Source organism: Huintestinicola sp. (assembly GCF_051882455.1).
GTDB lineage: Bacteria > Bacillota > Clostridia > Oscillospirales > Ruminococcaceae > Huintestinicola.
Map to the genome: position 1 here is coordinate 1 of NZ_JBJERV010000034.1, position 13,799 is coordinate 13,799.

The following is a 13,799-nucleotide window of genomic DNA, read 5'->3' on the forward strand; positions in this document are numbered from 1 at the left end:
TCATCGAAAACAGGGGCATTTTTCAGCTTGTACTTAGCTGCGGCAGACTTAATATCCTCGGAGATAAGCTTTGCCTTTGCTCCTCCGCAGTTGAGCTTGCCATCGGCATCGCGGCAGTCTGCGGGAATGTAGGACTCTGCCAGATATTCGCCCAGCTGTACAGGGGTGAGAGCAGAGCTGTTCCAGAACAGGGAAATGTTCTCCACAGCCTCGGCATCGGCAGGAGATGCGGCTCTTGCCATATTGAACACCGCAGGGTATGCGGGGCGCACTCTGAGCAGGGCTGCAATGTCCTTTTTAAGCTCGTCGGCAGAAGCGGAGGAAAGCTCCGCAGCCTTTAAGCCATCGGCAAATTTTTCCTTATCGGGAGCGCTGTATTTAAAGCCGTAGCCGTTTTTCTCGGAAACAAGCTTTCTGAATTTATCCTTGAGAGCGGCTGTATCGTCGGAAATGAACTCCTTTTCGTCAACGGTAACACCGCACTTTTTTCCAAGCTTTACAAAAAGCTTTGCGATAAAGGAATTCAGATCAAAGTCGATATCGGCAGCCTTAAATGCGGCTGCATGAGGATCCATATCCTTTTTGAGCCTGTCGCAAAGCTCAGCCGCCTTGTCAAGCTCCTTACAGCGGGATTCGTTCTTATCGCAGGATATCTTCGTGCCGAATATCTCAAACTCGGTCTCGCCGACTATCTCGGGAGACATGACCTCGGAAACCAGTTCGTCAAGGCAGCCTTCCATCTTTTCGGAAATATCCTTGTCGGAAAGCACAACAGGCTCCTCGGGAGTACCTTTTTTATAAAGGAACCGGTTTGTAAGCTTCTTGAAGGGCTGCACAACGTTTGTAAGGGGAGTAACGGGAGCGTAGGGCTTTCCCTCTTTCTTCATATGCTCCTCGCTGATGATAAGGGTATCATGCTTACCGTCGATCATCCAGTCAGCGGCTTCAAATGCACCGCTGTAAAGAAGATCGGCAATATATACCTTGCCGTTTTCTGCGGCGATCTTTCTCGCCTCGGCTATTTTAAAAGGCTCAAACTCCTCTCCGTCGGCGGACATAAGGAGCATATCGGACATACGGCATATGTCTGTGCTGTTGCTCTTTGCTTCCTCCTGTGAGCAGGGAACATAGATGACCCCGTCAAGAAAGGGGTGACAGAAAAGCCGTCCGGCAGTGAAATATCTGTCGGTAAATCCGGCTCTGAACTCTGTGCAGGCAGCTTTGAAGCGGCTGTAATCCCTAAAAATTTCCACAGTTGATTCCTCCCGTTTGTAAACTTCCGTTCTGCTCTCAGCACAACGGAGCTTATTTTTCTTTTTTGCGTTTTGACCCCTTCTAACCGTTAAAAAGGGGTTTTGCCGCATCATATTATTAACATTATAACAAAAAAAAGGAAGTATGTCAACGTGAAGTTAGAGTATTTTATACAAAAATATTTTCATTTCATTTTGGTACTTTTGCATAATGGAGAGAAAAGGGTAAATAAAAAAGAATAAATCACAGTGTCCAATGACGCCATCATTTATTCCTTAGCTTAAATATAATTTTAGCCTTCTTCGCAAGAAGAAGGCTGTTTTGTGGGGTGGGAGATGGGATTCGAACCCACGATCTTCGGGACCACAATCCGACGCTTTAACCAGCTAAGCTACACCCACCATATAAAATGTAACATCTGAGGATGTTACATAAAATACGTTCCCTTATGCAGAAGCCAGGGAACTTTCGGAAAATGAAACTGTACAGCAGAGCTGCTGTACGGCTTCGGAAAAAATTGGCGCGTCTTACTGGATTCGAACCAGTGGCTTACTGCTTAGAAGGCAGTTACTCTATCCAGCTGAGTTAAAGACGCATATATATAACCCCGATTTCCGGGGATTGTGGAGCGGGTGATGGGAATCGAACCCACGCGACCAGCTTGGAAGGCTGGAGTTCTACCATTGAACTACACCCGCATTGAGGGGTATCACTAAAGGCGTTTCAGGCATTCACCTCAAGTGACGTTTTATATTATATCACACAAAATCCCCTGTGTCAAGTGTTTTTTGAGAAAAATTATTTGCAAAGGGTATCGTTTTTTTGTGCAATATAAGCAACTTTTCCCTAAAACCGCTTTATTCCGACACTTAGCTAAAAATATTCATTGACAAAGCCGCAGAAAAAAGATATAATAATAAGTATAAAAAAGCAAGGGTGCTTGATCTCTGTCGGGCACCTGCGCGGACAGCGCCAGTGCGGACGGCGGGATCAGCCCCGCACTTTGAAAGGATTGATTTTAAAATGGGACTCACACTTACCGAAAAGATCCTCAAGGCTCACGTTGTTGACGGCGAATTCGTCAAGGGCAGCGAGATCGGCATCAGGATCGACCAGACACTGACACAGGACGCTACAGGTACTATGGCATATCTCGAGTTTGAGGCTATGGGCGTTCCCAGAGTCAAGACCGAGAGATCTGTCGCTTACATTGACCACAACACCCTCCAGTCGGGCTTCGAAAATGCCGACGACCACCGCTTCATCGGCTCTGTTGCCAAAAAGCACGGCATTTATTTCTCCCGTCCCGGCAACGGTATCTGCCATCAGGTACACCTTGAGCGTTTCGGCGCTCCCGGCAAGACCCTTATCGGCTCCGACAGCCACACCCCCACAGGCGGCGGCATCGGTATGATCGCTATCGGCGCAGGCGGCCTGGACGTTGCTGTTGCAATGGGCGGCGGCGCATACTATATTACATACCCTAAGATCGTTAAGGTCGAGCTTACAGGCAAGCTTTCCCCCTGGGTATCCGCAAAGGACGTTATCCTTGAAGTGCTCAGACGTCTCTCCGTTAAGGGCGGCGTGGGCAAGGTCATCGAGTACTGCGGCGAGGGCGTAAAGACCCTTTCTGTGCCCGAGAGAGCTACCATTACAAATATGGGCGCTGAGCTTGGCGCTACCACATCTATATTCCCCTCCGACGAGACTACAAGAGAATTTCTCAAGGCTCAGAAGCGTGAGGACGTTTATGTTCCCCTGTCTGCTGACCCCGACGCAGTTTACGACGAGGTAGTTGAGATAAACCTCTCCGAGCTGGTTCCTCTTGCTGCTTGTCCTCATTCTCCCGACAATGTCAAGACCGTTGAGGAGATCGGCGAGCTGAAGATAGATCAGGTCTGCATCGGTTCCTGCACAAACAGCTCCCTTATGGATATGATGAAGGTGGCTCACATCTTAAAGGGCAAGACCGTTCACCCCGACGTTTCCCTTTCCATCGCCCCCGGCTCCAAGCAGGTTCTTAATATGCTGGCTCAGAACGGCGCTCTGGCTGTTATGATAGACGCAGGCGCAAGAATACTTGAGTCTGCCTGCGGTCCCTGCATCGGAATGGGTCAGTCGCCTAACTCAAAGGGCGTTTCCCTCAGGACCTTCAACCGTAACTTTGAAGGCAGAAGCGGCACAAAGGACGGTCAGATATATCTGGTATCTCCCGAAATGGCTGCAGCTTCCGCTCTCACCGGCTTCCTTACAGACCCCAGAACTCTTGAGGGCACATTTGAATTTACTATGCCCAAGGAGTTCGTTATCAACGACAATATGGTGGTTCCTCCCGCGACTGAGGCTGAGATGGACTCCGTTCAGATACTCCGCGGTCCCAACATCAAGCCCTTCCCCGAGACAGCTCCCCTTTCCGAGACTATCGAGTGCGGCTGCTCCCTCAAGGTTGGCGACAACATCACCACCGACCACATTATGCCCGCAGGTGCAAAGATACTTCCCCTGCGCTCCAATATCCCCGCTATCTCCAACTACTGCTTCACCGTCTGCGACGAGAAGTTCCCCGAGAGAGCAAAGTCCATGGGCAAGAGCATTATCGTGGGCGGCTCCAACTACGGTCAGGGCTCCTCTCGTGAGCACGCAGCCCTTGCTCCCCTTTATCTGGGCGTTAAGGCTGTTCTCGTTAAGAGCTTTGCACGTATCCACAGAGCAAACCTCATCAATGCAGGCATACTTCCTCTTACATTCGTAAACGAGGCTGATTACGAGAACATCGCTCAGGGCGACGAGCTTGTTATCGCTGATGTAAGAAAGGCTGTTTCCGAGGGAAGATCCGAGCTTACCGTTGTGAACAAGACAAACGGCAAGGAGATCCCCGTTCTCTGCGAGCTTACAGGCAGAACAAAGGATATCGTTCTCGCAGGCGGACTGCTTGACTACACAAGAGAGTCATTAAAGTAAGCATAAATATCGGTTCGGAATGGAGAGAAGGGTCATGGAGACGGAGTTTTTTATGCTGAGACGAAGAAGTCCCGAAACTGCGGGCGAATGGATAGCGTTTATCATAGCCATAGCTGCAGCAACGGCTGTTGACGCTTTGCTGAAAAAGAACTTCCCCAATATGGCTCTCAGGCTCAGAAGAGGACTTTCCTCCATTGCAACGCTGATAATTTTACTTCTGTACTTTTTTGTCATCAGAAAATAATGGAACAGAGACCTATTACCTTGGCAAAATGCGGTATGGACTGCACCTCCTGCCGCTTTGCCCTTGAAAATGACTGCCCCGGCTGCCCCTACTGCACACCATCCGAAAACCGCGAAAAGCTGTTTGAGGACGAGGAATGCGAGGTGGGCAGATGTGCGGAGGAAAAAGGCTTTGAGCACTGCGGAAAATGCCCGGGATTTCCCTGCGAAGCCCTCAGAGAGGTAAGCTTCGACACCGAAACGGGTGACGGGGGAAACAGGCTCATGCGGCTCAAGGCTATGAAAGACGAGGAGTTCCGCTTAAAAAGGCGCAGGCTCGCCGCTCCCCTGACGGGAGGCTGTCTGGGTCTGATAACAGGCGTCATAACAGGCTGCATCACGGGGGATATCCCGCAGATGATAGCCGCAGGGCTTGCAGCCGGTATCGGTCTTGGCTTCATTGCAGGCATTTCAAAGGGAGACAAGTGACAATTTCCGCAAGTCTTATAAATCAGGTGCATATGGAAAAATTTTATTTGGAGGTAAACCAAAATGTCCGAGAAGATCAAAATGACCACCCCCCTTGTTGAAATGGACGGAGACGAAATGACCCGAATCATCTGGAAGATGATAAAGGATATACTTATCACCCCCTATGTTGACCTCAATACCGATTACTACGACCTTGGTCTTGTTCACAGAAACGAGACAAACGATCAGGTAACTATTGACTCCGCAGAGGCTACAAAGAAATACGGTGTTGCCGTTAAGTGCGCTACCATCACCCCCAATGCTCAGAGAATGACCGAATATGACCTGAAGGAGATGTGGAAGTCCCCCAACGGCACCATCAGAGCTATCCTCGACGGCACCGTTTTCAGAGCGCCCATCATTGTTAAGGGCATCACTCCCCTGCTCCCCACCTGGACAAAGCCCATCACCATTGCCCGTCACGCTTACGGCGATGTTTACAAGAACACCGAAATGCAGGTAGCGGAAGGCTCCAAGTGCGAGCTGGTATGCACAGATGGCGAGGGCAACGAGACACGCTCCCTTATCTATGATTTCAAGGACAGCGCAGGCGTTATCCAGGGTCTCCACAACAAGGACAACTCCATCGCAAGCTTTGCAAAGGCTTGCTTCAACTTCGCTCTCGATACAAAGCAGGACCTGTGGTTCGCTACCAAGGACACCATTTCCAAGAAGTACGACCACCGCTTCAAGGACATTTTTGCCGAGATATACGAGAACGAGTACAAGGAGAAGTTTGAGGCTGCGGGAATTGAGTATTTCTACACTCTCATAGATGACGCAGTTGCAAGAGTTGTACGTTCAAACGGCGGCTACATCTGGGCGTGCAAGAACTACGACGGCGACGTTATGTCCGATATGGTGGCTACCGCATTCGGCAGCCTCGGTATGATGACTTCCGTTCTGGTATCTCCCGACGGAGTTTACGAGTACGAGGCAGCTCACGGCACTGTTACACGTCACTACTACAAGCACCTCAAGGGCGAGGAGACCTCCACAAACTCCGTTGCCACCATCTTTGCATGGTCGGGCGCTCTCAAGAAGAGAGGAGAGCTGGACGGAAACAAGGAGCTTTCAGAGTATGCCGAGAAGCTTGAGAAGGCTACTATCCGGACAATTGAAGAGGGCGTTATGACAGGCGACCTGTACGTTCTCTCACATCTTGAGAACAAGAAGAAGGTAAACACCGAGGACTTCCTTATTGAAATAAACAAGCGTCTGGCAGCTATGATGTGATGTCATAATTTCAGAAAATAGCTTATCTGCGGGGGTCTGCGGCATTGCCGGGGCTGCCCGCAGTTTATTCGGAATGTGTTTTTATAACAAAGGAATGGTCATATGGCAAGAAAAGAGGATATATCCTCCTCGGTAATAAAAAGGCTCCCCAGATATTACCGCTTTATCGGGGAGCTTATAAATCAGGGAAAGACAAGGATATCCTCCGCAGACCTTGCTGCGCAGATGTCCCTCACAGCCTCTCAGATAAGGCAGGACCTTAACTGCTTCGGCGGCTTCGGTCAGCCCGGCTGCGGCTACTCTCTCCCCGAGCTCCATTCGGAGATAGGACATATATTAGGACTTGACTGCCACCGCAAGGCTATACTTATAGGAGCGGGAAACTTAGGACGCGCCATTGCCATTCATATGAAGTTTGAGAATTTCGGAATGGAGCTGCGGGGCATTTTCGACGCGGACGAAAACAAAACAGGTCTTACCGTTGCGGGAATGAGGATACTCCCTATGACGGACATCGAGGACTTTATCTGCAGGGAACGCCCCGAAGCAGCTATTTTATGTATCCCCAAGGAGTCGGCGGCGGAGTGTGCCGATATGCTGGTAGGCTGCGGCATAAAGGCATTCTGGAACTTCTCCCACTATGACCTTGCCGCAAAGCACAAGGATATTGTGGTGGAAAATGTCCACTTAGGAGACAGCCTTATGCTTTTATCATACGGACTGACCAATTCCGAGAATGATTTTTAGTGCAAAATATAGTATTTTTTACTAAAAGCATTGATTTTTTGTTGAATGTGTGATATACTTATAAGGACGTATCGATTTTAAGACAAACTATTATTAACTTTGAAATTAACCGAACCCATATGCGGCTCGGACTGGAGGAAATATAATGCCATATCCTATTATTACACCGTCTTATTTTCAGGAGCTTGCCGAGGACAACACTCTCGAGGAAAAGGTACAGTACAATATTCTGACCTCTCCCAGCGCTGTGGAGTATGTTTTCCCCATCTATCAGAAGCCGCTTATCAGAAAGCTCATGAGCATAGAAAATATACTCAGCTTCAAGATGACAAACCTCAAGCCCGAGCACGAAGAGGAATTTATAAAGCAGGGCGAGGCTCTTGTGGAAAAGTTTCCTCAGTTAAAGCACTACTGGGATTTCAAGGTCCTCACCATGCAGATCCTCCAGAACAGAAACTTCGTTTTTGAAAAGCGTATGCTGCTCCTTAACTATGCCTACAAGACCCTCCAGGGTATGCTTGACAAAACAAGCGGCGAGGAGCAGGACAAGTATATCGCCACATTCCTTCGGGATATGAACATTCCCAAAAATCAGGACGCTGTTATGAAATATTTCGAGTCCATCACTCCCAATTTCGCATACAGCCTCTGCGACGGTCTCTCTCTGCTCAGAGCGCTGCCCACCTCCGAGGAATATGACAAGCTCCTCGATACCGTGTTCGCTTCCGTGAACTGCGACAGGGCTATGAAGGAGTTCAAGTTCGACAAGGACGTATACCTCCCTATGAAGAAGGCTTATTACGAGGACTTCCTTAAAAACGGCAGAGAGCACTACATCGAGCAGGTAATGGTAAACTATGTATGGACATACTGTATGCCCTATGCGGACTCCACCTCAAACCTGTGGGATAATTTCATATTCTTCAACACTCTGTTCAATACTATCAAGGTGCTTCTCACCTGCGCTACCTACAAGGCTGAGGATAAGGACGAGGCATTTGTAAATGCTGTCTCCGAATTTGACAAGGCTCTCAGAAGAACAAAGGGCAGCATCGTTAAGCTCATTGCCGCTGCCAATGCCAAGGAAGGTCTTGCCACCAACGGCGATATGGCTATCCTCTCTATGAGCTGATAATATCCACACATATAAACATATCCGGCGGCGGGAGCTATACTCTTGCCGCTTTGCTGTCTGTAGGACAATTACGGTAAAGTAAGGTTGGTATAATACGAATGGAAATTGACAAGAAGCTCATCTCTCTGCTGAAAAATGCCGCTGACGAAATAAGAAGATCAGTTATCGGCAAGGACCAGATAATCATAAAGATACTCATGACCGCCTGCGCAGGGGGACATATTCTCCTCGAGGATATCCCCGGAGTGGGCAAGACTACAATGGCGGTGGCTTTTTCAAAGGCTCTTAGCCTGAAATACAACCGTATGCAGTTCACCTCGGACGTTATGCCTGCGGACGTGACGGGCTTTTATATGCCAAACCGCTCCACGGGCGAATTTGAGTGGAGACCGGGTGCGGTATTCTGCAATCTCTTTCTGGCAGACGAGATAAACCGAACCTCAAGCAAGACCCAGTCGGCGCTCCTTGAGGCTATGGAAGAGAGGTCTGTTACCGTTGACAGCGTTACAAGGTCCCTCCCCGACCCCTTTATCGTCCTTGCAACACAAAATCCCTGCGGCTCCGCAGGAACTCAGATGCTTCCCGAAAGCCAGCTTGACAGATTTATGATACGCCTTACTATGGGATATCCCGAGGAGGCGGACGAGGCGGCTATCTTAAAGGCGAAGTCTCAGAAAAGCAGTCTGCCCGAGGTAAATGCTGTAATGACTGCAGATGACCTTATAAAGCTCAGAAACGCCGCTGACAGCGTTTTCGTCAGCGACGAGATATTCGACTACATCGCAAGGCTTTCGGCGGCAACGAGAAAGGACAGCCGCCTTGAGCTGGGTGTAAGCCCCAGAGGCTCTCTTGCGGCGGCGGCTATGGCAAAATCCGCCGCAATGTTCAGCGGCAGAAGCTATGTTATCCCCTCGGACGTGACCTATGTTTACGCCGATGTATGCGCCCACCGCGTTATCCCCGCAAGGGTGAAGGGCAGACTTCCGGGTGACGGGGAAGTGCGGCAGATACTTGAAAGCATCTGCGGCGGAGTTCCCGCTCCCAAGCTGTAAAGGGACTATGCTATGACAAAACTTCTTTATATCCTTATTCTTATCGGCGGAGCGGCTTTTTACCTGCTTTTCGCCGATACACTTTCCTTTGTGCTGCTGATATCGCTTATTATCCTGCCTGTGATACTGCTGGTGGAGCTTATCATCAGCTCCGCATTCCTCAGATGCTCGGAAAAAGCGAAAATGGTCACTGCCTTTCGGGGAGAACCCTGCGAGGCGGCGTTTCTCATATCAAATAACTCCGTTTTTCCGCTGCCAAACACAAGACTTCGGATAAAAACAGTGTGCTATCCCGGCGGAGAGACCAGTTTTTCCACCGTAAACATCCCCCTTCCCGCCCTTCGGACGGAGACCGTTACCGTAACTCTCGGCTCGGAGCATTGCTGCAGGGCGGAAGTAACGGTGGAGAGCATTAAAATATATGACCTGCTGCGGCTGTTTTCCGCAAAGCGTTTCAGAAGGAAGCTTAAATGCACCGCGTATATCATTCCGAAGCTTAGAGAGCAGTATTCCGAGGAAGCAAAAGAGCTTTTAAGCCGTCCCCGCACAGAGTCTGCCGAGGACGCGGAGACTGTGAGAGAACGGGGGAACGGCATTCCCGGAGATGTATGCGGCTTCAGGGAATTTCTCCCCGGAGACAGGCTGAGCCTTATGCACTACAAGCTCAGCGCAAGGTTTGACAAGGATATCGTGAAGATACTGAACGTAAGCGGCGCCACAAGATTTCTCCTTACCGCCGACCTCTCCTCCGACGAGCATGACAAGCGTGACTGTGCTCTTGAGCGGCTCATGAGCGTGGCATATTATCTTGCTTTGCAAAAGGCAGAGGTATTTGCGGCTGTCCCCTCTCACATCGACCCCTTTTCCCACAGAGGTGAGGGGCTTGACATTCTGACGGGGGAAAATGGCTTTTCGGCTGTAAGGATAAAGGACGGCTCGGATTATTTTGCAGCCGCAAGGCTTTTCTGCGGCGAAAGCTTCCCTGCCGCAGAGGGTATAAGAGGATTTATAAATCAGGACCTGTCAGGTGAAAAATGATATTGCCAAAGGAGGCGGAGCTTTGAAAAATAAAACAGAAAAAACGCTCCGTCCCGAAAGCGGAACATTCCCCATTACGATCTCTCCCGGAATGCACATGGGAGCAGGCAGGGTAAGAGGAATATATCTTGTTATGCTGAGTCTTATCCCCCTGTGCGGTCTTATGGGCTCGGTATTCACATTCCTCACCGCCTGCGAGAGCAAGGGACAGTATGTTTTGTCAAAGGGCTTTGCGGCTGTGACTGTCCTCTGCTTTTACGGTGTGTTTGCCCTGCTTTTTGCTCTGAGGGAACGGTTCCCCAAGGTCTCCCGCGGCATTCTGGCTGTTTTAATAGGCGGTCTGGGCTTTTTTGCCGCCTGTAAATTCCGTTTTATCGTCAGGGGCTTTCAGTATATCATAAACGGCTTTATGGGCGCTGCTTTCAGCAAATATGAAGATACGCCCTATTTCTTTCTGTCGGATGTTTTTTATCTTGAAGGCAGATATTATCAGAATGAATACTGCGCCCGTCTGACGGCGGTGTGCGTTATCGGGATAATGGCATTTGCCGCCTGCAGCTTTATCATAAAGCCAAATGTGCTGATATTTGTCTGCACCACCTTTCCCCTGCCCGAGCTGTGCCTTTATTTCGGAATGGTACCCGAAGGCGCTTTCTTCGGGCTGCTGGCAGCAAGCTGGTGCGGTGCGGCGGCGGCGGATATCTCAAGGCTGGGGCTCTTTTCCGACAAGGGCGCCGAAAAGCTCTTCACCAAAATAAGCGCTCAGAGCAGCTTTGCGGCGGCTGTGGTAATGCTCATAAGCTTTATGGGCGCCTCTCTTTACGCGGACGCTGTTGATTTCAAGCGCCCCGACTCGGTAAAAGAGATACGAAACAGCGTTGTGCTTTATATGCGGGACTTTTCCTGGGACAAGTTCTGCCGCGATGTTAAAGAGACCGTATTTCCCGAGGACAAGGGCAAGCTGACCCATGACGGAAAGCTGGGCAACACCGAAAGCGTTGAATTTTCGGGAAGGAATATGCTGGAGGTAACTCTCCCCTCCGACTGCGGCGGACTTTATCTCAAAGGCTTTACGGGGGTAAACTACACAGGCTCAAGATGGGAAAAGGGAAATGAGCTTCCCAGGCTTCAGACAAATCTCACATCTCCCGAATTTTTCAGCGCAAGGGTGCTCAAACGGATAGATGATTTCTCCGCTCTCAGGTCAAAAAACGTTATTATCCGAAACACAGGCATAAGCGCAGGTGTGAAATATTATCCCGTTAATGCGGCAGGACTTCTGGAAACAGACGGCGTAAGGCGGCGGTACGGAGTCTACTTCCCGCAAGGTGACTGGCGGAGCGTTGTCTTATCGCGTGCAGGCGACACTGCTCTTGATGAAGATATGGCGGCGGACGAGCTTGCAATGCGGGAGTATGCATACAAATACTGCCTTGACGTTCCCGTAACATTCACCGCTCATGAGGAATTTTTCAAAGACTTCGAGGGCGGCTCCTCGGCGGAGATACTGAGCTTTATCCGCAAAGGGCTTGCGGACAGATGCGAATATGTTCTGGAATCGGGCAGAAAGCCCTTCGGAGCGGATTTTGCCCAGTGGTTCCTTACGGATAACAAAAAGGGCAGCTGTACCCATTTTGCTTCGGCGGCAGTCCTGCTGTGCAGGACCATGGGTATCCCTGCAAGATACTGCGAGGGCTTTGTTATCAAGGAGGAGGATATAAAAAGCTTCCCCGCAGCCGATGGCTACACCACCGTAAGCGTTCCCGACAGCAGAGCGCACGCCTGGGCTGAGGTGTATATCGACGGCTACGGCTGGCTCTCCTTTGAGGCGACCCCCGGCTACGGCAATATGGTGCTTGAGCTTGACGGCACTGAGGACAGCTTTGAGGACGCTCCCGTTTCGGAAATAACCTCCGTTTCCACCGAGGCTCCCATATTTACGGAGAATCCCGCCGTAACAACGGGTGAAGGCAATATTGAAACGGAGATCACCGTTACCGAAATGGAGATTGTGACCACTGTAACTATGTCCGCAGCGAATGAAGAGTCCGGGCTTACCGACAGACCCGAAGCAACACGGAATGATGACGTGACAGAGAACGCATACGGCAGCGCAGAGGGAGTCGGCACATCGGTCTCCTATGTGAATAACGGTTATTCTGACGGGGCAATGGGAAGCAGTGAAATATCCGATATTCCGGAAACCGAGGAAAGCGGCTCTGCCGAGCTTGCGCCGAGGAAGGAAGTTCCCATGGCACTTACGGGAACAATAACGTTCATTCTTTCGGCGGCGGCTGTTGCGGCGATAATGCTGTTATCAAGAAAGCTTGTGTTCACAGCAAGGCGCAGACGGCTTAAAGAGTCTCCCGACAAGGCGGCGGCTCATATGTACAGAATGCTGCTTGCCCTTTCGGGGGAGGAAAATATCCCCGAGGAGCTGGCAGAACGGCTCAAAGCCCGCGAGGTCCCCGCGGAGCTTACGGAAACGGTGGTAAATGCCGCTATGAAGGCACGTTTCGGCGGCGGTATCCATATTTCCGAAGCAGAAAAAGCATACAACGCTCTACAGTCGGCTATGGATATCTTAAATAAGGACAAGAACGCCTTTACTGCCGCTTTGCTGTGGATCACGGCGAGGGACAGATATATCTGAGCCGAAGGGAGGAATGTTTCTGGAACGGATATTTGAGCTTATCTGTGATGATGACGGGATCACCCTTGAAAAGCTCCTGCGGATAAACGGTATCTCGCGGCGCACCCTTGTTATGCTCAAGCGCACGCCCATGGGCATTACCCGAAACGGGGAGCTTTGCAGGTCGGTGGATATCCTGCAAAGGGGCGACAGAGTGATACTGCACATTCCCGAAAAAGAGGGCTGCCGCCTTGAGCCTAACACCGTCATAAGCGTTCCCGCCGTGTATGAGGACATGGATATCATCGTTTACGACAAGCCTCGGGGGATGCCCGTTCATCAGTCCCCCGGGCATTACGGCGACTCCCTGGCAAACGTATTTGCCGCAAAATTTCCCCACACTCCCTTCCGTGCGGTGAACAGGCTCGACAAGGACACCTCGGGTCTGTGCCTTGCGGCAAAAAGCAGGATAGGAGCGAATATTTCACGCGAGAATATATCAAAGGTATACTACGCGGTCTGCTGCGGCAGTATCACCGCTCCTATGCGGATAGACGCGCCCATCGGAAGAGAGGACGGCTCTGCGCTGAAGCGGACTGTGCGCAGCGACGGCAAACGGGCTGTCACAAATGTATATCCCCTTTCGGGAAACCGCCGCTACACCCTGCTAAAAATAATCCTTGAAACGGGGCGGACTCATCAGATACGGGTGCATATGAGCCAAAGCGGCTTTCCTTTAGCGGGCGACAGCCTTTACGGCGGCGATATGTCGGATATTTCGGGTCAGGCGCTCCACTGCGGTGAAATGCGTTTTGTCCACCCTGTGAGCGGCAGAGAGCTTTGTCTCTCTTCGCCATTGCCCGAGGATATGTTAAGCATTGTAAACAGCTTATAAATTTTGTACGGCATATACAATATTTATATGTATAAATTAACATTTTTGGAGAAATTATTAAGTCAGTATTGTAAAAATTCCTGCAACGTGATATAA

The 13,799-nt window shown here is 50.3% G+C and carries 11 protein-coding genes and 3 tRNA genes; 10 read left to right on the forward strand and 4 right to left on the reverse strand.

Annotation, left to right across the window (positions count from 1 at the left end):
• From ACI4J0_RS04815 to ACI4J0_RS04830, 4 genes are all read right to left on the reverse strand, one after another.
• The coding region (locus tag ACI4J0_RS04815; RefSeq protein WP_439764681.1) for a hypothetical protein at nucleotides 1–1,253 on the reverse strand (1,253 nt) is incomplete at its 3' end.
• Between the two features lie 325 nt (nucleotides 1,254–1,578).
• A tRNA-His gene (locus ACI4J0_RS04820) sits at nucleotides 1,579–1,655 on the reverse strand.
• Between the two features lie 117 nt (nucleotides 1,656–1,772).
• A tRNA-Arg gene (locus ACI4J0_RS04825) sits at nucleotides 1,773–1,849 on the reverse strand.
• A 29-nt stretch (nucleotides 1,850–1,878) separates the two neighbouring features.
• Nucleotides 1,879–1,952 (reverse strand) — tRNA-Gly (locus ACI4J0_RS04830).
• 325 nt (nucleotides 1,953–2,277) lie between these two features.
• Here ACI4J0_RS04830 and ACI4J0_RS04835 point away from each other — a divergent pair.
• The 10 genes from ACI4J0_RS04835 (at nucleotide 2,278) to ACI4J0_RS04880 (ending at nucleotide 13,703) form a co-directional block, all read left to right on the forward strand.
• The gene (locus ACI4J0_RS04835) at nucleotides 2,278–4,215 is read left to right on the forward strand and encodes an aconitate hydratase (RefSeq protein WP_439764682.1); all 1,938 of its coding nucleotides are present in this window, start codon (nucleotides 2,278–2,280) and stop codon (nucleotides 4,213–4,215) included.
• Nucleotides 4,216–4,267: 52 nt separating this feature from the next.
• Nucleotides 4,268–4,459 carry a hypothetical protein gene (locus ACI4J0_RS04840; RefSeq protein ID WP_439764683.1) on the forward strand — a complete coding sequence of 64 codons (192 nt, stop codon included), beginning with the start codon at nucleotides 4,268–4,270 and terminating at the stop codon, nucleotides 4,457–4,459.
• Between the two features lie 20 nt (nucleotides 4,460–4,479).
• Nucleotides 4,480–4,926 (forward strand): DUF3795 domain-containing protein, encoded by a 447-nt coding sequence (locus ACI4J0_RS04845; RefSeq protein WP_439764684.1) that lies wholly within the window; start codon nucleotides 4,480–4,482, stop codon nucleotides 4,924–4,926.
• A gap of 63 nt (nucleotides 4,927–4,989) precedes the next feature.
• Nucleotides 4,990–6,204, forward strand: a complete 1,215-nt coding sequence (locus ACI4J0_RS04850) for an NADP-dependent isocitrate dehydrogenase (RefSeq protein WP_439764685.1) — start codon at nucleotides 4,990–4,992, stop codon at nucleotides 6,202–6,204.
• A gap of 102 nt (nucleotides 6,205–6,306) precedes the next feature.
• Entirely contained in the window at nucleotides 6,307–6,951 is a 645-nt protein-coding gene (locus ACI4J0_RS04855; RefSeq protein WP_439764686.1) for a redox-sensing transcriptional repressor Rex, read from the forward strand.
• Nucleotides 6,952–7,096: 145 nt separating this feature from the next.
• Nucleotides 7,097–8,083 carry a hypothetical protein gene (locus ACI4J0_RS04860; protein WP_439764687.1) on the forward strand — a complete coding sequence of 329 codons (987 nt, stop codon included), beginning with the start codon at nucleotides 7,097–7,099 and terminating at the stop codon, nucleotides 8,081–8,083.
• Nucleotides 8,084–8,184: 101 nt separating this feature from the next.
• A complete protein-coding gene (locus ACI4J0_RS04865; RefSeq protein WP_439764688.1) occupies nucleotides 8,185–9,138 on the forward strand; it encodes an AAA family ATPase in 954 nt (317 codons plus the stop codon).
• Between the two features lie 12 nt (nucleotides 9,139–9,150).
• Complete coding sequence (locus ACI4J0_RS04870) at nucleotides 9,151–10,176, forward strand: DUF58 domain-containing protein (protein ID WP_439764689.1); 1,026 nt, start codon at nucleotides 9,151–9,153, stop codon at nucleotides 10,174–10,176.
• 22 nt (nucleotides 10,177–10,198) lie between these two features.
• The gene (locus ACI4J0_RS04875; protein WP_439764690.1) at nucleotides 10,199–12,829 is read left to right on the forward strand and encodes a transglutaminase-like domain-containing protein; all 2,631 of its coding nucleotides are present in this window, start codon (nucleotides 10,199–10,201) and stop codon (nucleotides 12,827–12,829) included.
• A 13-nt stretch (nucleotides 12,830–12,842) separates the two neighbouring features.
• On the forward strand, nucleotides 12,843–13,703 hold the full coding sequence (locus ACI4J0_RS04880) for an RluA family pseudouridine synthase (RefSeq protein WP_439764691.1): 861 nt from the start codon (nucleotides 12,843–12,845) through the stop codon (nucleotides 13,701–13,703).
• Nucleotides 13,704–13,799 lie beyond the last annotated feature (96 nt).

Coding starts and splice junctions, on each gene's coding strand:
- ACI4J0_RS04840 (WP_439764683.1), top strand. CDS start 4,268: ATGCTGAGACGAAGAAGTCCCGAAACTGCGGGCGAATGGATAGCGTTT.
- ACI4J0_RS04850 (WP_439764685.1), top strand. CDS start 4,990: ATGTCCGAGAAGATCAAAATGACCACCCCCCTTGTTGAAATGGACGGA.
- ACI4J0_RS04870 (WP_439764689.1), top strand. CDS start 9,151: ATGACAAAACTTCTTTATATCCTTATTCTTATCGGCGGAGCGGCTTTT.
- ACI4J0_RS04835 (WP_439764682.1), top strand. CDS start 2,278: ATGGGACTCACACTTACCGAAAAGATCCTCAAGGCTCACGTTGTTGAC.
- ACI4J0_RS04855 (WP_439764686.1), top strand. CDS start 6,307: ATGGCAAGAAAAGAGGATATATCCTCCTCGGTAATAAAAAGGCTCCCC.
- ACI4J0_RS04860 (WP_439764687.1), top strand. CDS start 7,097: ATGCCATATCCTATTATTACACCGTCTTATTTTCAGGAGCTTGCCGAG.
- ACI4J0_RS04865 (WP_439764688.1), top strand. CDS start 8,185: ATGGAAATTGACAAGAAGCTCATCTCTCTGCTGAAAAATGCCGCTGAC.
- ACI4J0_RS04880 (WP_439764691.1), top strand. CDS start 12,843: ATGTTTCTGGAACGGATATTTGAGCTTATCTGTGATGATGACGGGATC.